The sequence below is a fragment of the Shewanella zhuhaiensis genome, from assembly GCF_022484835.1.
GTDB classification, from domain to species: Bacteria; Pseudomonadota; Gammaproteobacteria; order Enterobacterales; family Shewanellaceae; genus Shewanella; species Shewanella khirikhana.
Window position 1 is genome coordinate 37,148 of record NZ_JAKUDL010000004.1, and the last position, 19,079, is coordinate 56,226.

The following is a 19,079-nucleotide window of genomic DNA, read 5'->3' on the forward strand; positions in this document are numbered from 1 at the left end:
TCGCTGAGCCGTAAACCACATCAATACCTGGTCGATACGGCTTTGCCGGGGAATATCAGCAGCGCTGTTTCAGTGGGATCCACCAACGAACCTGCATCTCACCCATTGGCCTAAATGGCAGCGGAAAGTAGGCGACTATATCGGGGCAATCTTCATCCCTTTCATAGCCGGTGGCATCAAACCACTCGCCATATATCTGCCGGTTTAAGTTTTTTGATTCTTTATAACTGCAATTAAACTCAGCGTAGGTTGCAGCGGGCACGGTAAATTGCTCAAACGCGGCTGCATCCCCAGGGCACTCCACCCCCAGCACGTCGATAAAATCTTCCCTGTTGTCAGTGTTTGTTGGGAAATAAGCCGACATCATAGTTGCGCCGGAAACCGGGCCTGCCTGTCCTGCGTTCAATTGCCACAGCGCCTGATAGGCAGCTGTGGCCACATAGTCTTTCCAAAATGCCGGGCCCTGCTGAAAAAAGCTCTCCAGGGTAAATTGCTGACTTTTTCCGGCGAGCACAAATGCCGGTTTATTGATGATCCTGTATTCCATGACGTCTTGCTCCTTGGATGAAATGCGTGCCTGAGGGACGCTGCGAAGTGTTACGTCGGGGCGTCTGCCCTCGCTTGGGGTGCAACCGTGGAACTGCCTGAAGGCTCGGGTAAAGGCGTTGGGTGAGTGATAACCCAGCTCGGCTGCTATCTCAATCACGTTTTTGTTGCTGGTCCGCAGCAGGGTTCCGGCCAAGGTCATGCGTCGGCGTCTGGCGTACTCGGTTGGGGAGGCGCCCACCAAGGCATAAAAAACGCGCTGAAAATGAAAAGGCGAGGCGCAGGCCGCTGCCGCTATGGTTTGCAATGGAATGTCTTCGCCAAGATTGGCTTCAATGTAATGAATTGCTGCCGTAATGCGTGCTGTCCAGTTCACTTGTCCCTCCCGTCACTGCTGTTCACTTTAAAGTGCCGCGACGCTGGCGTCTCACCTTTTCTTGCGCAGTTAACGGCTCCGGGCAAGGCAACAGGCGTGCTGGTGGACAACCCGGGTGAGGCGTGACAACAATGGCGGCAAGTTACTGTTGACGGAGACGCAGCTATGCTGACCGGTGGATGTCTTTGTGGTTACGTTCGTTACGCGCTGGATGGTGAGCCCATTGATGCGGGTTTCTGCCATTGTCGCCAGTGCCAGCGCTCAAGTGGCGCGCCTGCGCTGGCGTGGTTAACACTGCCCTTCGGCGGGCTGCGTTACACCTCAGGTAAGGTGAGGGCGTTTAAATCCAGCGGCGATTATCAGCGGGAGTTTTGCCCCGAGTGCGGCACCCAAATTGCGTTTCGGGCCCAGCGTCAGCCGCAGCGGGTAGACATTACGCTTGGCTCCCTGGATGACCCCGACGCTGTGACCCCCGAATACCACATTTGGTGCCAGAGTCAGCGGCCGTGGCTGCATTTGGCCGACGGTTTGCCGTGCTATCTGGATGCCGGACCGGACGAGTAACCCGGTTTATCGGCGCAGTACCATAAACAGCAGCTCTTCATTGGAAAGCGCATCCACAGCCACAAAGCCAAGCTGACTGTAGAGCGTGGCGGCGGCGAGGTTGCTGCGATACACCCTTAACGTTATGGCGCTGGCGGCTGTGACCTCAATGGCTTTGGTAATCAGCTGTTCTATTAACGCCCGGCCAAGGCCGCGGCCACGTTGGTGGGGCGAGATGATAATCCTGCCCAGGTGCACGCTGTTTTCAATCGCAGCAGATGCTGAAACTGCTGCTGGGAGCGGCTGCCAAAACTGGCCAAAGCCGCACATGCCCCGTGCATCCACCAGACAGAAGCTGCTGACGTTAATGCCCGGCAGTGCCAGTAAGGCCTCAAGCGAATCGGCAGTAAAGGGATAGGGCAGATTGGGCCCGGCCCAGCGGCGTGCCTGCTCGGCATCGGCTATCCAGCTGGCTAACTCGAGGTAGTCGCTGGCTGTTGGCGCAGTTAATGTTGCCATCGGTATTTGCCTTTTTATTCGCAGCGCGAAAAATGCTGATTCGTATCCGTTTTATCTTACTGCCATTTACTTTCAAAGCCTTGCTGGCGATTTACAGGATACTGCAAAATACTCAGGATCCTGCCGCAGGGTAAATCTGCGGTAGAGGCCAATCAGCTTGTCATAGGCATCGGGGCTATTTTGCCGAACTCCAATACCTGCAGGCACGCTTGGCTGTGGATGGGCGCGCAGCCGCGCCTGCCCATTACCAGGTGTATTTGATGGGATTGGATGCGCCGCGTTTTCGGAAACTGTCGTGAATCCGTTTGCCCAAATAGTGTGACTGTAATTCTGCTGGTGCTTCGTGGCCGACAAAGCCGTAGCGGCCTTCAATCGTTTCCCGGCCGGGAAAGTGCTCGCCGCTGGCACTGAGCCAGCGGTCGGCCACATACACACCGACAATCATCCCCTGCACCGTGGCCAGGATCAGCTCCGCTTGCTGCGCCTTTTTAAGACTCAGGCGCCAGGCGAAACGGGTTGCCTCATACACCGACGAGTTCAGCGCGCTGCGATTGATGCTGATAAGCAGTGCCTTGTGATCAAATTCGGCGGTTTGCGCCGAGTAGCGCTGAATGATTTCCCGCGAATGCATGGCGCCGAAATCACCGTTGCCGTGACCATCCATCACATTGGTAATGCCGGGGTACGCGTCGATCAGCGCCGCCTCCACTTCAAAGGCGGTTTTCTCATCCATCCCATGTCTGTGGATCACATGGGCAACCTCAAAACCCGCCAGTTTTATCTCTCTGATCCTTGATCCCTTTTCCGATAAGGCATCGTCCTCAATATTGCCGCTGGCATGGGCAAACACCCGGTTACCTTTGCCCTTGCCGATGTAAAAGGTTTCACCGTTCCGTGGGTCGATAAGTCGATACACGTAGTAATTCAGTTTGTGGATCACTTCGGGTGGGAATGAATCTATGTCTGGCCGTTGCACTCGGTTTCCTGATGTTTGGTCGCGGGGAGTCAGGGCCGCAACCATACTGTCTTGGGGGCTGCGGGTAAGCTTGCTGCATCACAGAATCAGCACTGCATTGCGTGGTTTGGCGGCAAATTGCCCGAAGTGAGGGGGCTTGCGTCAATCAGAGGGTGACGGATGTTGCTGCATTTGCTAAAGATGCGCCATTGACCAAAACGGTGGAGCGAATATGACGGATTTCAGCGATGGTGAGCAGTATTTCGATGCCACCTTTGAGCAGTGCGATATGGCACACGCCAGCTTTCGGGATATCGAGTTCGAAGATTGCCTGTTTGCAGATTGCGACTTTTCGGCTGCCCGTTTTCAAAACTGCCGCTTCAACCAGTGCCGCTTTGAGCGCTGCAACCTCAGTCTTGCGGTATTTGCCGCCAGCCGCCTGTTTGGGGTGACTTTTGTTGAAAGCAAACTGATTGGTGTTGACTGGACCCGAGCTGACTGGCCTGATTTTCATAAGGATTTTGAGCTGACATTCCAGCAGTGCATCCTGAACGACTCGTCATTTTACAGTCTGACACTGCAGCAGCTGGCTATTGATGAATGCCGGGTGCAGGAGGTGGATTTTCGCCAAGGCAATTTCAGCGCCGCCAGTTTCACCCAAAATGATTTCACCGGCAGCCTGTTCGTGCAGACCAATTTAAGCCGTGCCGATTTCAGCGGCTCGGAAGGCGTTAGTATCAATGTGCTTGAGAACACTCTCACGGGCGCCAAGTTTTCGCGTTTCGAGGCCCTGAGTCTGCTTGAGTCGCTCGGTATCGAGCTGGTGGATTAGTCCGGTTTCCTGAGAGTTAGTTGTCAGCCCACTGTTCCAAATCCTCAACGGGGTTCGGGAGTCGCCCTTCAAGCCATTTGGCGCAAATGTCTGGAGTAAAGTCAGAGTCATTACTTTCAATCACCCACGACAAAAACTCTTCCGGCCCGCCATTCATATACGGTGGTGGCGAAATAGGTTTAAAAGAAGTTGGTAAACGCTCGTTGAGAGTTAGGTAATTAAGTATATGCCCCAACTCCTGCACTGTATGCCAAGCATACTCGTGATGAGTTTCTATTCGGAATTTAACCCACCAATGACCATGCTCATCTAATCCTTTCCCTATGGCGCCATGTATGGCGGGAACTCTGGAGAGAAATCCAATAAGCTTCGTAAATATTTGTTCTTCCATGGTGCTTCTTATTATTTCGATCACACGCTTCGCTGCGTCGAAACTATTCTGTGCTCAAATGCAAAAAACATTTAAACAGTGATTTATCAAGCCGTATTGAGTTTTTTGAGCGTCCCATAAGCGTGATGCCAATAAGCCAAACGATGCCAGCTAAGATCCGTTACTCAATGCTACCGCTATTATGCTCATTTGCTCAGGATTGGTGCTCATCTGAGGCTCTGTAATTTTTCCAGCCCCATTGATGGTTGTTTGCTCAATGACCGGGAGCATGTATCGGCGTGTATCTAGCCCCTGATGTTCCATTCTTGAATGCAAATCATCGGCAACCAAGGGGTCATCAACATTGCGATAGTCGTAGGCTATGCCTTCCCGGCGCAGTGCTTTGAGCATACTTTGAGTATTGCCGCAGGTATCGCGACCATAAACAATGGTGTAGGGCTCGGAGTAAAGAGGTGCTAAGGCGGGCTGTGGCTTAATATCAAGCCAAATTTTGTAGGAAGCGTACCCAAGAATTCCGATAACTATAAGTTTCTTCAGCATGATTTATTCCTTTAAAAATGCAAAGACGCTGGCTGCAAAAATGGAAGCCCAATCAACCTTTTATCATTGTTTTTGTCCAACTTCCAGTTGGCTCGGTTAGTGCTGTCGCCAATTGGCGGGAATTTACTACTGAGCCTGCAACGTCAGGTACTGACCTGCGCCTAGGGTGAACAGCCACAGACCCCAAAGGCTGTGTTCCAGCACGCAGGCGGCGGTGGAGCGCGAGCTGGCATAGGTTTGGGCAAACAGCAGACCACCGACAAAGGCCAGCGCCACGGCAATCCAGTTGGCGTAGATAATGTGGGCGAGGGCGAATACCGCAGCGCTCACCAACACCCTTACCCGCTTGGCGGGCATAATGCCCTTGAAGCGGTGAAACAGGTAAGTGCGGAATATCAGCTCCTGAGGGATCACCGAAAACAGCGGATAGATGGCTATCAGCAGCAGCCAGCCAAGGGGTTCGCTCAGTGGCAGGCTGAACAGTTTGTCCGGCAGCCAGAGGGCAAAAATCAGCAGCGATGCCATGGCACCGGCAGCAAAAGTACCGGCCGCCACTCTGGCCTGGGGTCGTATGGCCCCGTAGTTGGTAAGCCGAAAACGTTTAAAGCGCTCATCGGTGAGGATCAGCAGCAGGCACCCCAGCGCCAGCAGGCACAAAATAGGCAGCAGCCAAGCTTTCAGCGGCTCGCGGAAAACAAAAGCGGTAATGGGCAGCAGCACAAACACGCACACAAATTCTGCCCAGCGCAGCAAGGTTCTGGTCATGGCGAATCTCACAGGGGTACCTGTAAAAATTAGCACATGGCCGTCACCGCTGCGGTGTGTTGCAATAAAAAGCCCCGCTTTGCGGGGCTCGAATGGGTCTTAAGCGTCTTTTTTTCTGAAGATCAGGTTTTTCAGCCAAATAAAGGGCAGAAGTATGATAAACCAGAATTTTTTCAGCAGGATAAGTGCGGCGGCAAGAAAGCCTGTCTTGGCCAGAGCCTTACCCGCAATCAGGCCACCAATGCCGTAGGCGGCGACCTTGTCGTATTCCGGGTTGAAGTCGCTGTACTTGTTGCCGTCGTTGAAGTTGGCCAGTGCCAACACTTCGTCCCGGGAGGCTTCGATTTCGCCCAGCTGCGACATATTGGCCACAAAGTTCATCACCAACACGCCCTGACGGCCCAGCACCCGAACGTTGTAGTTAAGGGTGTTCTCATCGGCGTCGCCAAACTTGATTTCCTTGGCCCAGTACAGCTTGTGATTGGCCGGATCGTAGGATGGCGGCGTAGCCCAGCCGACCAGCTCGATTGGCTCGTAGCCCATCTTTACCCGTTCTTTGGAGATGTCGCGGGTGTCGCCCTGCATCTCTTTGAGCAGATCGCCGTAGTCGATATCGGCGGCGTCTTCATCGGACACATAGCCTTCGGCCTCGTAGTCGATGGTCACACCCCAGGCGGCCATGTCCAGCGGGCTGTAGTTGGCCGGGAACAACATCCCCAGATTGAGTTCATCTTCCGGGTTGCCCCAGGCTTCCACCAATACCCGGGCACTGTCTTCGGGGCTCAGGTAGTAGAAGTTTTCAGGCACTTCCAGGGTGGCGATGCCGCCGGGCAGGGTGATGGTGCCTTTTTGCGGGCTGATTTCGCTTAAGAAAGACTCGGCCCAGGCCTGGTACTGCTGCTCTTCGGTCAGTTCGGTGGTGTCTGTGCCTTCGGCGAAGGCGGCGGGTAAAACGGATACACACAAAAGGGCGGCCGAAAGGCCGTAGATCTTGGTCTTTTTCATAGGTTCATCCTTGAAGAAAAAGACAATCTCGCGTCCCCACGCGGATTGTCGGATTTCAGGCGTAACGACAGTAACTGTCTGAAAAAGATGCTACTGGAGTTTTTACGTTAACGCATGCAATTTTTGCAACTTTTGATTGGCGTGGGCGCTGGGGTTATCTGTCAGACGGGTGATGCACGCCATCGGCCACAGCAATCGGACCCAGCAGGAAGGGATCTACCCCTTCCAGGCAACCGACGTTGTAGCCAAATTCGGCAGGATTGGAGCGGCGCTGGTGGTGGGTGTAAATACCGCAATGGCCGCAAAAGAAGTGTCTGGCGGTGTGGGTGTTGAACTGGTATTGGCGCAGGGCGTCCTGGCCTTTGAGGATCTTGAGCCCCGACAGCGGCACGCTGGCCACCACGGCGCCGCGACGACGACACATGGAGCAGTTGCAGTGACGGGGCGACACTATGCCGTCGGGCAGTGAAAGTTCCAGCACCACAGCGCCGCAGTGGCAACTGGCGATGTGCTTGTCTTTGATGACGGTATTGCCGACCAGTTTAATCATTTTGCGTCCCCCCTGAACAGCAATAAGTTACGGCGGGAACAGGCTTTGGGCAACCCCGGGGAATTTTTTCAGTATAAACGATGGTTTAGCCTCAGCCATTGGTAGGGTGCCTTGTTCCGACACACTGAGCGGAGTTGTATTGTGTGGGTCATTCGGGTAATGCTAAGGCAGCTGCAGTAGGTCCGGTGTCTTAGGGGTGCGCTTCCCTGGACTGTTGTGCCCGGTGATGTCCACTGTCGTGACAATAACCATAATTCAAGGACGCAACATGAAAAAGACACTGCTCGCCATGGCCGTACTCTGTGCCGGCCAGGCCTATGGGATGGATTTCATTCTTGATGTAAACGGCAAGTTTGATCAGCAAAAAGTGGCCGCTGAGGTCGCCGCCAAAGGTGGTGTGCTCAAGAGCTGTATTCCGCAAATTGGTGTGTGTCAGGTGGCCTTTGGCTCGGTTGATGCAGCCTCTGCAACTGGCCTGGCGCTGGTGCCTGATGCCACGGCCTTTGTGCCAGAAGTGGCCGACGCCATGGTCAATGCCCAGGAGCTGACCGTCAGCATGGATGCCGGTTACGGCAATCCACCTGCCAGCGGCGATAACGATCGCTTCTTCGACCTGCAATGGGGTCACGTGGCGGTAGGCGCCGTGGATGCCTGGAACGCCGGTTACCGTGGTCAGGGCGCCCGTGTGGCGGTGCTGGACAGCGGTGCCGATGGCGACCATCCGGATCTGGCTCCCAACATCAATGCCGCGCTGAGCCGCTCCTTTATCGACGGTGAAGCTTGGGATTACGCCGGTACCACCACCTCCAACCACGGCTCCCACACCGCAGGTACTATTGCCGCCGCCGATAACGGTATTGGCTCCATCGGTATTGCCCCTGAAGCGGAACTGGTGATCCTCAAGGTGCTGTCGGCCGACACTGGCCGCGGCAGCTCCTATGGCACCATGCAGGCTATGGTTTATGCCGCCGACAATGATGTAGACGTAATCAACATGAGCCTGGGGCTGGCGGTGCGCCGCAATGGCCTGTTCGATGTGAACGACACCCCCTACGATACCTCTGACGACATTCGTTATGACGTGGGCGGCAAAGACGGTATTGCCCAGTTTATTGGCGCTTATTCCAAGGCCGCGACCTATGCCCGTCAGCATGGTGTGACCCTGTTTGCGTCTGCCGGTAACGAAGCGACCGATCTGGATAAAACCGACAGCCTGATGCACCTGCCATCCAGCCTGCCAGCGGTGAATGCCGTTTCGGCCCTTGGCCCGCAGCTGTGGGGTGCCAACCCGGGTGCCAATCTGGATAACCTGGCCATTTACTCTAACTTCGGCCAGTCAGAAATCCACTTCGGCGCACCAGGCGGCGACTACAGCAGCCTGTTTATCCCAGGCGGTACTTCACCCTGCACCGTGGCCGGTCTGACCCGTTCCTGCTACGTGTTTGACTTTGTGTTCTCCACCGGCAACGGCGGCTGGTACTGGTCAGTGGGTACTTCTATGGCCTCGCCACATGCCGCCGGTGTAGCAGCACTGATTGTGAGCGCCAACGGTGGCCGCATGGATCCGCCAAAGCTGGAAGCGGAAATGCGCCGTCTGGCTCAGGATCTGGGCAAGCCCGGTCGAGATGATGTCTACGGTCACGGCAAGGCTTACGCCCCCGCCAACTGATATTGCTCCGCCCATAAAAAACCGGCCGCGATTGCGGCCGGTTTTGTTTTGGTTAAGCGGCGGATTATTCCACTTTGCTTTGATCGCCGGCGCGGATCAGCGCGAAGTCATCCACCTTCACATACTTGCGGAAGGCCTTGTTCAGGTCTTCGGCGGTGAGGGCGGCCAGCTTGTCTTCGAAGGCCTTATCGAAGCTCATGGTGCGATCCAGCTTGAGGTTGCCAGCCAGGGTACGCACCAGCTCTTTGTCCTGGGAGCGGCTGACCTTGCGGCCCTGCAGCAGACCGGACTTGGCCGCTTCCACTTCTTCTGCGGTAAAGCCGTCTTTCAGCAGGCGGGCGATTTCTTCTTTAAAGCCCATTTCCACCTTGGCGAGGTTTTGTGGCGCGCAGATGGCGTAGGCGGCCAGGGCGGCGCGCTCGTCTTCGCTGCTCATGGAGAAGAAGGAGCCGGCACCGTAGCTCAAACCATCCTGCTGACGCAGACGGGTGGCCAGACGCGAACTCAGGAAACCACCACCAAGGATGTAGTTACCCAGCACCATCGCGGGCGCATCGGCGCTCATATCGCCTACGGGTACGCTCATGGAGGCAACGAAGGTGGCGTTTTCCTTGTCAGGGGTATTGAACATCACAGGCTTGTTATCCAGCTTCACGTAGGGCGATGGAATACGCTGATAGGCTTGCTTGCTCTTCCAGCCATCGGTGAGGCTGTTAAGTGATGCCAGGGTAGCGTCCTTGTCGAAGTCACCAATTACCGCAACCTGCATCTGCTTGCTGTTGAAGAAGTCGGCGTGATAACGCTTCACCTGCTTTAAGGTCAGCTTGTCCAGTTCGGCCAGTTGCTCTTCGAAGCTGCCGGTGTAGCGCGGATCATCTTTACCGTAAGGCGTCTGATGGCGATTTAGCGCATTGAATGCCAGCGACTGGGGATCCTGCAGATTCTGCTCAATGGCAACCTTCACTTCGTCCTTATAGAGGTCGAATTCCTTCTCGGGGAAGCTTGGGTTACGAAGCACATCTGTGATGATGGCCAGTACCGGTTGCAGGTTGGCTTTGGTGGTTTCCAGCGACACAAACAGGTTGCCGTTGTTGGCGCCCACACTGACGCTGGCCTGCAGTTTATCCAGCTCTTCTTTGATCTGTTCGCGACTGTATTTGCCTGAGCCGCGCATCAGCATATCACCTACGGCCTCGCCCACGGCGTTCTTGCCGGTGAGGCTACGCAGATCACCAAACTGGCCGGTGAGGCGTACCACTACGGCTTCGCCGCGGGTCTTTTTGGCCAGCAGTGTCACTTCGGTGCCTGAGTCCAGCGTCAGGGTCTCGCTGCGGGCATCGATATTGGCCTGTGACGGGTCGAAGGCTTCGCCCTGTGCCACTTGCTCGCGGCCCTTGTAGTCCTTCACCAGGGCATCCACATCGGCAACCAGTGGGATTTCTACCCGAGCGGGTTTGTCGGTGGGGATAAAGCGACCCAGAGTACGGTTATTCTGGGTCAGGTAATAGTCGGCGACCCGCTGCACATCGGCGGCAGTCACCTGCTCCAGGCTATCGCGATTAAGGAACAGCAGACGCCAGTCGCCCATGCCCAGCCATTCAGACAGCTCCAGCGCGATGCGCTCGGAAGAGTTGAATGCCAGAGTCAAATTTTTCAGCAGGGTCTGCTTGGCGATTTCCACTTCTTTATCGGTAATCGGCGTAGTGTTAACAGACTCCAGAGTCTGCAGCATTGCGGCCTGAGCCTTGTCGATGTCGGCACGTTTATCCAGCTCGGCGAGGAAGATGGCGACGCCCGGATCCTGCCACTGGAAGTTCATGCCAAACACCGAGGTGGCCAGCTTGTTTTCCACCAGTGATTTGTGCAGGCGACCATTGGGGGTAGCAGACAGCACTTCACCCAGCACATCAATGGCGGCGAAGTCTTCGTGGGCTCCCGGTGGCACGTGGTAAATGGTGCCCAGCAGCTGTACATCACCCACGCGGCGCACTGTGACCTGACGTTCACCGTCCTGCGCTGGCTCAACAGTATACAGTGGCTCTATGGTGCGCTTTGGCTTGGGGATGGCGCCGAAGGTATTTTCTATCTTGGTCAGCATCTCCTTGGGTTCGAACTTACCCGCCACAATCAGGGTGGCGTTGTCCGGCTGGTAATACTTGCGATAGAAGTCCTGCAGCCGCTCGATGGAGACATTCTCCAGATCTGAGCGGGCACCAATGGTGGTTTTGCCGTAGTTGTGCCACTCAAACGCCGAGCCCAGCATGCGCTGCAATGTAATGCGGAATGGGCTGTTTTCGCCCCGTTCAAACTCATTGCGCACCACTGTCATCTCGCTGTCGAGATCCTTTTTGGCGATGAAGGAGTTGACCATGCGGTCTGACTCCATCGACAGAGCCCAGTCGATGTTTTCTTCGGTGGCGGCGAAGGTTTCAAAGTAGTTGGTACGGTCGGTCCAGGTGGTGCCGTTGGGGCGGGCGCCGTGGCTGCTCAGTTCGGCCGGAATATCTTTGTGCTTGGGGCTGCCCTTGAACACCAGGTGCTCCAGCAGGTGCGCCATACCGGTTTCGCCGTAGTTTTCGTGCTTGGAGCCGACGTGATAGGTCACGTTAACGGTCACGGTTTCCTTGGTTGGATCGGGGAACAGCAGTACCTTGAGGCCGTTATCGAGGCGGTATTCGCTGATGCCTTCTACTTCGGTGACTTTTTGAATGTCGGCGTATGCCTGAATGGGCCCCAGAGTGCCAAGGGCAAGTACCAGCGCCGTGGCTATGCCGGTGAGGCGCCGTTTGTGGATGATGGTCATGGAGACTTCCTTTTCGTTGTTGTTGGTCAATCTTGGTAAAACATCCCAACTTAACAACGATCCACCGTGACCGCCAGCACCCGGAATTTTTTTCAATGTTATCAGCGGTGCCAATAGCCGCCTTACCGTGAAGTACAGTTGACGATGACACCTGCGGTTATCTGGGGGTCCACTCCAGTCCCAGCATCCAACTGCGCCCGGGGCCGGGCACGCCCACGGCATTGTTGGGCCGAATCGCCACATCAAGGTAATCGGCATTGAGCAGATTATCGCCGTGCAGGGTGATCCTGAGCTGCGGTCGCCACTGCCACGCCAGGTGCATGCCCAGGGTGGCGCGACTGCCAAGGCGGGTGTACTCCACCGTGCTCACATCCTGAGGGTAGTCCTGTTCGTTGGCATCTTTTTTGGCGCTGACCCAGGTGGCGTACAGCGCGGCCGACCAGGGACCGTCGGCGTAATTCAGGCTCATCGACGCCAGGTTGCTGGCTTCTGTATTGAGCTCCAGCCCCGGATGAAAGATGTGGCTCAGCGCCAGTCGGCTTTGCCAATGCGCTTGCCATTGATATTGCCATTCAAGCTCAGCACCGCTGATGTGCTGGGCGCCATTCACCCAGGTGCGTACCGGCTCAGGTTGGGCGACAAAGCTGTCGAGCACTGCATCTTTCAGCTCAGTGTCGTACAGGCTGATGCTGAACAGTCCCGCGGCCCATTGATGCGCCCACAGTAGTTCCAGTGTTTTGGCCACTTCGGGTCTGAGATCCGGATTGGCGGTCAGCACGTCACTGGCACGGGAGCCAGTTTCCACTCGGCTGGGGGCGCGAAACGCCTCTGAGTACATCAGCTTCAGGCTGTGCTGGTCGCCAAGCTGCTGCACCAGCGCGACTCTGGGGCTGGTGTGGCCACCAAAATCGCTGTAGTTGTCGTATCTGAGACCCAGGGTGAGTTGCAGTGTGTCCAGCAACGGATATTGCAGCTGGCCGAACAGTCCCTGCACGGTGCGGCCGTCGGCCGCCGACAGGTCGAACAGTATGGGCGCCTCACCATTGTGGGGCACTATGGCGCCGCCGGTATCTGTGAGGGTGGGGTTGCGCCACTCCCAGCCCAGTAGCCAGCGTGCCTGTTGCCAGGGGCCCTGCAGTGTCCATTGGGTCGCCCACTCCAGCTCTTCCACCCGACCAAAGATGCTTTGCAGCGGCCGAAAGATGGGCTCGGGTGCCAGCTGGGTGGGGGCATAAAGTTCGATGTTCTTGTGGCTGTAGGACAGCTGGCCGCTGAGGCTTATGGCGTTGGCCCAGCTGTGTTGCCAGCCAAGGCTGGTGTGCCAGCTGTCGGAATTGGCTTTGCCTGTGTCTCCGGCAACATAGCCGACCACATAAAAATCGTGGCTGTGGCGACGCTGGTAACGGCCGCTGAAGCGAAACTCATCGAAGCTGGCTCTGAGATAAAGATCGCCAAGTTCAGCCGGGTCACGGGCGTTGACGAAATCCGGGGTGGCGGGATCGGGTGAGGGCTCGCTGAGGAGGTAGTTGTGGCCATCTCTTTGTTCGAGGGCGCCGAACAGGGCAAGGTTGCGGGTCTGGTCGCCAAACTGCCATTGACCGCTGGCTCTGGCTACTCCCTGAGTGCCACCGCCGAGCTTCAGCGCCTTGGCTCCGCCTGTGACTATGTTTATCACCCCCATCAGGGCATTACTGCCGTAGATGGCACTGCCGGGGCCGCGGATAAACTCGATGCGCTCGGCGTTTTCGATATTGATCAGCCGGTCCTGAAAGTTGCTGCCGCCGGTCCAGTCGTCGTTGATACGCTGGCCATCAATCAGCACCAGCACTTCCCGCGATGAGGCGCCAAGGTGGCGGCCGCGGGCCGAGAGCGTGGCGTTAAGGCCGCTGTCATCCATACGCTGGGTTTGAAAGCCGGGCACCAGCGCCGCCAGTTGATGCAGATAAATCACCCCCAGCGCCTGAATGTCTTCACGGCGATACAGGCTCATGGCCGAGGGCACACTGAGCAGGGTTTCTTCGGTGAGGGTGGCGCTGGTAACTCGCAGGTTTCCAAGTTCACTCAATGACATGGACAAAAGCTTGTCCATGTCTTGTTGCTCATCCGCCAGCAGCGGCAGACACACTAAAGACAGGGACAGACCCAAGCGAAGCTTCATGCTTGCTCTCCGGATTGCCTTGGTTTTTTAGAGTGTAGTCGCCTGTGGCGAAGCTGCGAAAAAGTCCCTTTTTATCGTGGCAGGATCAGGGCTGAGGTTGCCAATGGGCGCGGCGCACGGTTACCTGACCACTGTCGACCTGATACTCCATGATCAGCGTTGGCTCGTTGCGCTGAATAAAGTAGCTGGCGCGGTAAATACAGGTGCGCGGGCTGCTGGCATAGGTGTAAGCAATGTCGGCGTCGGTGGTGGGCAGGTCGGCATCCACCACATAGGCAATGCTGAGGTCGGTGCTGGTCAGGCCGTGCCAGAGCTGCTCGCAGGCGTTGAACAGGTGGGTTGCTGTGCCTTCGGTGGCATAGGGCCAGCCGTTTGCGGTGGAGTCAACAGTGCCATCACCAAAGGTGGCAAGGTTGTCAATAGCGCCGCTGTGACCGCCGGTCAGATAGCCGCTGTGGTACAGGCGCACTGCATCTTCAAAGGCTGCGTACTGGGCTTCCAGCGCGGCGGATTTGGCTTCTGGAGTCAGATTGATAAAACGTGGCAGGGCGACAACGGCCAGGATCCCCAGCACTATGATGACAACGACGAGTTCAATCAGGGTAAAGCCGGTTTGCGATTGGCGAAGGGACATCCTCATCCTCCGTTGGGCGTGATTGGCGCGAGTTTACCCAAGTGCCTGAACGGCTGCCATGGCGGGCCGCACAAATCTGAATAATTACCGTACAGGCTTGCAAAGGGTTAATTCTGCACCGCGGCTGTGGCGGCCTCGCGCCTGAAATGACTCAAATTGGTATCAAAACCGTTCAAAGCGGTATCAAAAATGATACACGCCTTAAACCCCACGAAAAGTCGGGCTTTAGTCAACTTATTTGCAACCTTTAGTTGACATAAGTGCTCACAACTTGCTTTGGTATAAATCACTAAAATCTTTTAAAACAACAGGATAATTTTTGGCATTCTCTTTGCCATATCAGTCTTCCAGGCCTGTAAGGGTTTACATCCAATAACGAGAAATATGGAGACAGTTATGAGAACCATAGTGAATGCCATACAGATGCTTGTGCTGCTGAGCGCCGCAGGGCTGGCGGATGCCTCCACCCGCCCCCTGTTTGCCGGTAAGAACCAACCCATAGGCGAGGTGGAAACCTTCTTTATCGGGAACCAGCTGGTGGTGACGGCGCAGGTGACGGAAGTTGGTTGGTGCCTGGGTGCATCACACCTGTATGTGGGCAATGAAGCGCCCACAAGCGCTGCACCGGGGCAGTTCCCCTATTATCACGATCTGGGTTGCAGCTTAAGCGACACCTACATGGTGGACGTGGATGCGGTTGACCAGTACGTGGCCTACCACGCCGAGAGCAAGCAATCGGCCTATCCCATTGGCGGCACCGTGTCTTACATGGTGCAGTTCCCCGGTGGCGACTCTTATTTCAACGCTTATATCAACGGCATGGGACCGCTGGATGCCTGGTGTATCGATTTTGGCCGCAGCATCTCTCCCGGCACCACCTACACCAACTGTGAGCTGCGTTCACTCAACGATCAGGACCTTGGCATTGTCGATCGTGAAGAAAACCTCGGCTACGCCTCCTGGATCCTCAATCAGGACTGGAGCCTCTACCCCGAATACAGCTGGAAAGAAATTCAGGCCGCGCTGTGGAAGCTGATTGATGACAACCCACCGGTGAATTCAGGCGGCGGCATCAGCTGGGATGAAGCCAAAGCGCTGGAAATTGTGGATATGGCACTGACCAATGGCAGCGGCTACAACGCCGACAGCTTCGAAGGCCTGGTGCTGCTGTGCAAGAACAGCAACGACGTGGTGAATCGTCAGATCACCCTGGTGGCCGTGCCTGTGGATGGCTTCTTTATCGGTGAAGACACCGCCTGGGCTCAGGGCAGCGACAACTGGTACAACGGCAAGGGCAATATGATTGGCTGGGGCAGCTACTTCCTCGAGCCATACCCACAACCCTGAGTACCTTTATCGGTGTGTTTGCGCGCTTGTCGACGGTCTATTGGCAAGCGCCCGTTTACTGACTAACTTGAATTTAGACACTGACGCTCCGGGGAGTTTGGATGTCACTACAAAAACAATGTCGAATCTGGTCTTTGAGCGACCTGTGTATTGAAGATAAGGTTTTGCTCGATTCGCTGGCCGCCCTTGGCTGGCAGTTTCCTGAAGCGCCTGAATCTGGCACCGTTGGCCTGGCGTTTGTTCAGCCCAAAGATGATCTGCATCAGGTGATGGAACGGCTGGCGGCCGAAAGCCGCATGCTGTGGATTATTGTGTGCAACAACGATCAGCTCAGCGAGCTGTCGAGGCTGTTTTCGCTGGGCATAGTGTTCGATTTCCACCATCGCCCGGTGCAGATTGAGCTGCTCAGTGCCACCCTCGGCCACGGCCTAGGGGTGCACAAGGAGCTGTTGCAGTTGCCTGAGCCTGCGCGCTTCTCCCATGATATGACCGGCCTGTATGAAAAGGCCAAGCGTATTGCCAACACAGATATTTCGGTGGTTATCCACGGCCCGTCGGGCAGTGGCAAAGAATATCTGGCCCGCTTTGTTCACCAGCACTCCGGCCGGGCTCAGGCGCCCTTTGTCAGCCTGAACTGCGCCGGTTTGCCTGCCAACCTGATCCAGGACGAACTCTTCGGCCATGAAAAAGGCGCCTTTACCGGCGCCAATCAGGCCCATGCCGGGGTGTTCGAACAGGCTAATGGGGGCACCTTGCTGCTGGATGAAATCGGCGACCTGCCGCTGGAGCTGCAGGGCAACTTTCTGCAGGTGCTGCAGCAAAAGTCGGTCAGGCGCCTTGGCAGTGCCAGGTACATTCCGGTGGATTGCCGTATCATCGCTGCCAGTCACAAGCGGCTGGCCGATCTGGTGGAGGAAGGGTTGTTCCGTGAAGACCTGTTCTACCGCCTCAATGTGATCCATCTGGAAGTGCCGGCGCTGTCGCAGCGACGGGATGAAATTCTGCCGCTGGCTGACTTCTTCCTTGAGCAATACGCTGCCCGCTACGGGGTGCGCAAGCACCTGTCCACCGAGGCGCGCTTTTTGCTGCAGGAATACCACTGGCCGGGCAATATCCGCCAGCTGCAAAACGTGCTGATAAGTGCCGCCACCCTGGCGGAAACCCCGATTATTTCTGGGCAGGAGCTGAACCTGGAACACCCCCGCGCCGAACTTGAAGCACCACTGGCACAGCAGGTGCGTTTGTTCGAGCAGCAGGTGATCCTGCGGGCCATAGGCAACAACGGTGGCTGTCGCAACAAGGCCGCAAGACAGCTGGGTATTTCCCGCCACACCCTCTACCGAAAACTCAAGCAACCGGAATAAATCTGCTCAAAATCCGGCGTCTCTTCTCAGGCTGACTATACTTGTCAAACGGGAGAGACGCCGAGCTCTTTATGCTGTGAATTCAGCACCTTTGGGTTGGCGTCAAACGCACGGAGACAACCCATGACGTCACCCCAGGACGCCACACCCGGCATCGATATCGACCAGGCCCTGGCCAGGGTTGGCGGTAATCGCGCGCTCTTGCATGCTGTGCTGGGCACCTTTCATGAGAGTTATCAGGGCCTAAACGAACGTCTGCACCGACTGGCCGAAGCCGACGATTGGGAGTCGCTGCGGGTGCTGTGTCATACCCTTAAAGGCTCGTCTGCCAACGTTGGTGCCATGCGCCTCAGCCACAGTGCCGGTGAGGTGGAATCGCAAATCAAAAAGGGCTATCTGCCGGTGCCGGCGGTGCTGCTGCATGAGTGTCTGGCCGCCTGGGATGAACTATCACCCACAGTCGCCAAGCTGCTGGCGAGCACTGAGCAGCAGGAAACTTACTGCGTAACCGCCACCGAGTTGGTGCTGCGCCTCGCCAAACTGCTCACCCTGATAGACACAGACTTGGCCGCCGCCGACAGCGAGTTCCTTGCATTGCGTCAGGCCCAGGTTCCCGAGAAATTCCAAAGTGATTTCAGTTTATTTATTAAACAGTTTGACGCCTTTGATATGCCTGGTGCCAAGGTGTCGTTAAACCGAATGTTAGGGAGGACTTCCGATGAGTGATAAGCCCGGATTGCTGATAGTTGATGATTCCCCGGCTGAAATTCGCATTCTGATGGAAATCCTGAAGGAAGATTATCAGTTACGGGTCGCCACCTCCGGGGAGCAGGGGCTGACCGCCTTATCCGAGTCGTTGCCGGATCTGGTACTGCTGGATGTGGTGATGGAACCCATGGATGGCTATCAGACCTGTGAAAAACTCAAGCAGCAATTCCCTGACCTACCTGTGATTTTTGTCTCGGCCAATACCGAAACCGATGAAATATTGAAGGGCTTTGCCGCAGGCGGGCAGGACTACATTACCAAGCCCTTCGACCCTGTGATTCTTGGGCGCAAGGTGAGGCTGACCCTGGATCAGGTGAAGCAGCAGCAGAAACTCGGCCGCGAAAAACAGGAAGCCACCGCCATGGTGATGGCGGCCATGAGCAGCGCTGCGGACATCAGCATTATCGTCAATTTCCTGCGTGCCTCCACCAAGCTCAGGGATGCCCAGACCCTGGTGCAGGGCATTTGCGAGGCCAGCCGCAACTATGGGGTGCAGGTGTGCAGCCGTATTGTGGGGGTAAACGACAAAGCCTTTTATGCCGCATCTCAGGGGGTGGTACAGCCGCTGGAACAGGTGCTGATGGACCGAACGGCAGAGCTGGAATGTCGCATTCTGGAAAAAGGTAACCGGCTGATTTTACGCTATGAATCCGTGGTAATGCTGGTAAAGAATTTGCCGGAAAAACCAGAACGCGCCGGTGAGCTGAGAGACTATTTGCTGATTTTGATGGAGGCCGCCCATGACCTCAATATGCGGGTGAAGTCCGACTCCAGCGCCGCCGAGCAGCGCATGGCCATGATGATGGAAACCGTGGACGAATCACGGGTCACACTGCATGAAATTCAGGAGTTTCAAACCGGCTATAAGCAAAAAAATATGCAAATCATGAATGACCTGATGATGGACATTCAGACCGGCTTCCTGTCCATGGGGCTGTCGGAAGAACAGGAGGAATGGGTCACCTCCGTCATCAAGAGCAAGCTGGATGAAAGTGTGGCCCACCTGGAGTCAGGGCTGAAAGTCGATGAAAAGCTGCATAGGATCATCGAGCAGCTCGACTATATGGCCAAAACCCTCTAATCACAGCGGCAGCCGCGTTGCCACATCAGCGCGGCGCCCAGCCCGCTCAGTAACATCAGTACCGGCAGCGCCAAAAAATGCACCAGGGGTGAGACAGGTAACTGAAAATTCAGCCACAGCAGCAAAAACCAACTCAGCCCCAGATAGGCGAGCCCGGGTAAGGCGTGGGTGAGCAGCAGGTTTTTCATGTTTCCTTCCTTGTTAACTGCACGGCGTATTTTGCCGTAAAAACA

Annotated in this window: 19 protein-coding genes; 7 read left to right on the forward strand and 12 right to left on the reverse strand. The window is 56.0% G+C overall.

Going from position 1 to position 19,079, the window contains the following annotated elements; all coding sequences use genetic code 11:
* Positions 1–55 precede the first annotated feature (55 nt).
* Positions 56–922, reverse strand: coding sequence for a helix-turn-helix domain-containing protein (locus tag MJ923_RS12070; RefSeq protein ID WP_240591312.1), 867 nt, complete (start codon positions 920–922; stop codon positions 56–58).
* Between the two features lie 165 nt (positions 923–1,087).
* Between MJ923_RS12070 and MJ923_RS12075 the strand changes: the two genes are divergently transcribed.
* A complete protein-coding gene (locus MJ923_RS12075; RefSeq protein ID WP_240591313.1) occupies positions 1,088–1,486 on the forward strand; it encodes a GFA family protein in 399 nt (132 codons plus the stop codon).
* A gap of 6 nt (positions 1,487–1,492) precedes the next feature.
* Here MJ923_RS12075 and MJ923_RS12080 read toward each other — a convergent pair whose 3' ends face one another.
* Both MJ923_RS12080 and MJ923_RS12085 read right to left on the reverse strand, forming a co-directional pair.
* The gene (locus tag MJ923_RS12080) at positions 1,493–1,984 is read right to left on the reverse strand and encodes a GNAT family N-acetyltransferase (RefSeq protein WP_240591314.1); all 492 of its coding nucleotides are present in this window, start codon (positions 1,982–1,984) and stop codon (positions 1,493–1,495) included.
* 244 nt (positions 1,985–2,228) lie between these two features.
* A complete protein-coding gene (locus MJ923_RS12085) occupies positions 2,229–2,960 on the reverse strand; it encodes an LEM-3-like GIY-YIG domain-containing protein (protein WP_240591315.1) in 732 nt (243 codons plus the stop codon).
* A 211-nt stretch (positions 2,961–3,171) separates the two neighbouring features.
* Here MJ923_RS12085 and MJ923_RS12090 point away from each other — a divergent pair, with 211 nt between their 5' ends.
* Positions 3,172–3,771, forward strand: a complete 600-nt coding sequence (locus MJ923_RS12090) for a pentapeptide repeat-containing protein (RefSeq protein WP_240591316.1) — start codon at positions 3,172–3,174, stop codon at positions 3,769–3,771.
* A gap of 16 nt (positions 3,772–3,787) precedes the next feature.
* Here the strand turns inward: MJ923_RS12090 and MJ923_RS12095 are convergent, their stop codons facing one another.
* The 5 genes from MJ923_RS12095 to MJ923_RS12115 form a co-directional block, all read right to left on the reverse strand.
* A complete protein-coding gene (locus tag MJ923_RS12095; protein WP_240591317.1) occupies positions 3,788–4,162 on the reverse strand; it encodes a hypothetical protein in 375 nt (124 codons plus the stop codon).
* A gap of 150 nt (positions 4,163–4,312) precedes the next feature.
* On the reverse strand, positions 4,313–4,702 hold the full coding sequence (locus tag MJ923_RS12100; protein ID WP_240591318.1) for a thioredoxin domain-containing protein: 390 nt from the start codon (positions 4,700–4,702) through the stop codon (positions 4,313–4,315).
* Positions 4,703–4,828: 126 nt separating this feature from the next.
* Positions 4,829–5,467: a CPBP family intramembrane glutamic endopeptidase gene (locus MJ923_RS12105; RefSeq protein ID WP_240591319.1), complete on the reverse strand. Its 639-nt coding sequence runs from the start codon at positions 5,465–5,467 to the stop codon at positions 4,829–4,831.
* Positions 5,468–5,566: 99 nt separating this feature from the next.
* Entirely contained in the window at positions 5,567–6,472 is a 906-nt protein-coding gene (locus MJ923_RS12110) for a DUF2167 domain-containing protein (RefSeq protein ID WP_240591320.1), read from the reverse strand.
* A gap of 154 nt (positions 6,473–6,626) precedes the next feature.
* Positions 6,627–7,022 (reverse strand): GFA family protein, encoded by a 396-nt coding sequence (locus MJ923_RS12115; RefSeq protein ID WP_240591321.1) that lies wholly within the window; start codon positions 7,020–7,022, stop codon positions 6,627–6,629.
* Between the two features lie 268 nt (positions 7,023–7,290).
* Between MJ923_RS12115 and MJ923_RS12120 the strand changes: the two genes are divergently transcribed.
* Positions 7,291–8,691, forward strand: a complete 1,401-nt coding sequence (locus tag MJ923_RS12120; RefSeq protein ID WP_240591322.1) for a S8 family peptidase — start codon at positions 7,291–7,293, stop codon at positions 8,689–8,691.
* Positions 8,692–8,755: 64 nt separating this feature from the next.
* On the opposite strand, the gene MJ923_RS12125 is transcribed toward MJ923_RS12120, so the two are convergent.
* The 3 genes from MJ923_RS12125 to MJ923_RS20795 form a co-directional block, all read right to left on the reverse strand.
* Positions 8,756–11,494 carry a M16 family metallopeptidase gene (locus tag MJ923_RS12125; RefSeq protein WP_240591323.1) on the reverse strand — a complete coding sequence of 913 codons (2,739 nt, stop codon included), beginning with the start codon at positions 11,492–11,494 and terminating at the stop codon, positions 8,756–8,758.
* Positions 11,495–11,651: 157 nt separating this feature from the next.
* Positions 11,652–13,652, reverse strand: coding sequence for a TonB-dependent receptor plug domain-containing protein (locus tag MJ923_RS12130; RefSeq protein WP_240591324.1), 2,001 nt, complete (start codon positions 13,650–13,652; stop codon positions 11,652–11,654).
* An 85-nt stretch (positions 13,653–13,737) separates the two neighbouring features.
* Positions 13,738–14,286 carry a prepilin-type N-terminal cleavage/methylation domain-containing protein gene (locus MJ923_RS20795; protein WP_276313096.1) on the reverse strand — a complete coding sequence of 183 codons (549 nt, stop codon included), beginning with the start codon at positions 14,284–14,286 and terminating at the stop codon, positions 13,738–13,740.
* 396 nt (positions 14,287–14,682) lie between these two features.
* Here MJ923_RS20795 and MJ923_RS12140 point away from each other — a divergent pair, with 396 nt between their 5' ends.
* The 4 genes from MJ923_RS12140 (at position 14,683) to MJ923_RS12155 (ending at position 18,846) form a co-directional block, all read left to right on the forward strand.
* Positions 14,683–15,633, forward strand: a complete 951-nt coding sequence (locus tag MJ923_RS12140; RefSeq protein ID WP_240591325.1) for a hypothetical protein — start codon at positions 14,683–14,685, stop codon at positions 15,631–15,633.
* A gap of 101 nt (positions 15,634–15,734) precedes the next feature.
* Entirely contained in the window at positions 15,735–16,997 is a 1,263-nt protein-coding gene (locus tag MJ923_RS12145; protein ID WP_240591326.1) for a sigma-54 interaction domain-containing protein, read from the forward strand.
* A 123-nt stretch (positions 16,998–17,120) separates the two neighbouring features.
* Positions 17,121–17,723: an Hpt domain-containing protein gene (locus tag MJ923_RS12150; RefSeq protein WP_240591327.1), complete on the forward strand. Its 603-nt coding sequence runs from the start codon at positions 17,121–17,123 to the stop codon at positions 17,721–17,723.
* Entirely contained in the window at positions 17,716–18,846 is a 1,131-nt protein-coding gene (locus MJ923_RS12155) for a response regulator (protein ID WP_240591328.1), read from the forward strand. The genes MJ923_RS12150 and MJ923_RS12155 overlap by 8 nt, the downstream gene beginning before the upstream one ends.
* On the opposite strand, the gene MJ923_RS12160 is transcribed toward MJ923_RS12155, so the two are convergent.
* Positions 18,843–19,034, reverse strand: a complete 192-nt coding sequence (locus MJ923_RS12160) for a hypothetical protein (protein WP_240591329.1) — start codon at positions 19,032–19,034, stop codon at positions 18,843–18,845. The genes MJ923_RS12155 and MJ923_RS12160 overlap by 4 nt on opposite strands.
* Positions 19,035–19,079: the final 45 nt, after the last annotated feature.

What these genes read in the sequence shown, in the direction of transcription:
- MJ923_RS12100 (WP_240591318.1), bottom strand. Translation starts at nt 4,702, where the DNA reads ATGCTGAAGAAACTTATAGTTATCGGAATTCTTGGGTACGCTTCCTAC.
- MJ923_RS12150 (WP_240591327.1), top strand. Translation starts at nt 17,121, where the DNA reads ATGACGTCACCCCAGGACGCCACACCCGGCATCGATATCGACCAGGCC.
- MJ923_RS12140 (WP_240591325.1), top strand. Translation starts at nt 14,683, where the DNA reads ATGAGAACCATAGTGAATGCCATACAGATGCTTGTGCTGCTGAGCGCC.
- MJ923_RS12125 (WP_240591323.1), bottom strand. Translation starts at nt 11,494, where the DNA reads ATGACCATCATCCACAAACGGCGCCTCACCGGCATAGCCACGGCGCTG.
- MJ923_RS12155 (WP_240591328.1), top strand. Translation starts at nt 17,716, where the DNA reads ATGAGTGATAAGCCCGGATTGCTGATAGTTGATGATTCCCCGGCTGAA.
- MJ923_RS12105 (WP_240591319.1), bottom strand. Translation starts at nt 5,467, where the DNA reads ATGACCAGAACCTTGCTGCGCTGGGCAGAATTTGTGTGCGTGTTTGTG.
- MJ923_RS12075 (WP_240591313.1), top strand. Translation starts at nt 1,088, where the DNA reads ATGCTGACCGGTGGATGTCTTTGTGGTTACGTTCGTTACGCGCTGGAT.
- MJ923_RS12090 (WP_240591316.1), top strand. Translation starts at nt 3,172, where the DNA reads ATGACGGATTTCAGCGATGGTGAGCAGTATTTCGATGCCACCTTTGAG.
- MJ923_RS12120 (WP_240591322.1), top strand. Translation starts at nt 7,291, where the DNA reads ATGAAAAAGACACTGCTCGCCATGGCCGTACTCTGTGCCGGCCAGGCC.
- MJ923_RS12110 (WP_240591320.1), bottom strand. Translation starts at nt 6,472, where the DNA reads ATGAAAAAGACCAAGATCTACGGCCTTTCGGCCGCCCTTTTGTGTGTA.
- MJ923_RS12160 (WP_240591329.1), bottom strand. Translation starts at nt 19,034, where the DNA reads ATGAAAAACCTGCTGCTCACCCACGCCTTACCCGGGCTCGCCTATCTG.
- MJ923_RS12145 (WP_240591326.1), top strand. Translation starts at nt 15,735, where the DNA reads ATGTCACTACAAAAACAATGTCGAATCTGGTCTTTGAGCGACCTGTGT.
- MJ923_RS12115 (WP_240591321.1), bottom strand. Translation starts at nt 7,022, where the DNA reads ATGATTAAACTGGTCGGCAATACCGTCATCAAAGACAAGCACATCGCC.
- MJ923_RS12095 (WP_240591317.1), bottom strand. Translation starts at nt 4,162, where the DNA reads ATGGAAGAACAAATATTTACGAAGCTTATTGGATTTCTCTCCAGAGTT.
- MJ923_RS20795 (WP_276313096.1), bottom strand. Translation starts at nt 14,286, where the DNA reads ATGTCCCTTCGCCAATCGCAAACCGGCTTTACCCTGATTGAACTCGTC.
- MJ923_RS12080 (WP_240591314.1), bottom strand. Translation starts at nt 1,984, where the DNA reads ATGGCAACATTAACTGCGCCAACAGCCAGCGACTACCTCGAGTTAGCC.
- MJ923_RS12130 (WP_240591324.1), bottom strand. Translation starts at nt 13,652, where the DNA reads ATGAAGCTTCGCTTGGGTCTGTCCCTGTCTTTAGTGTGTCTGCCGCTG.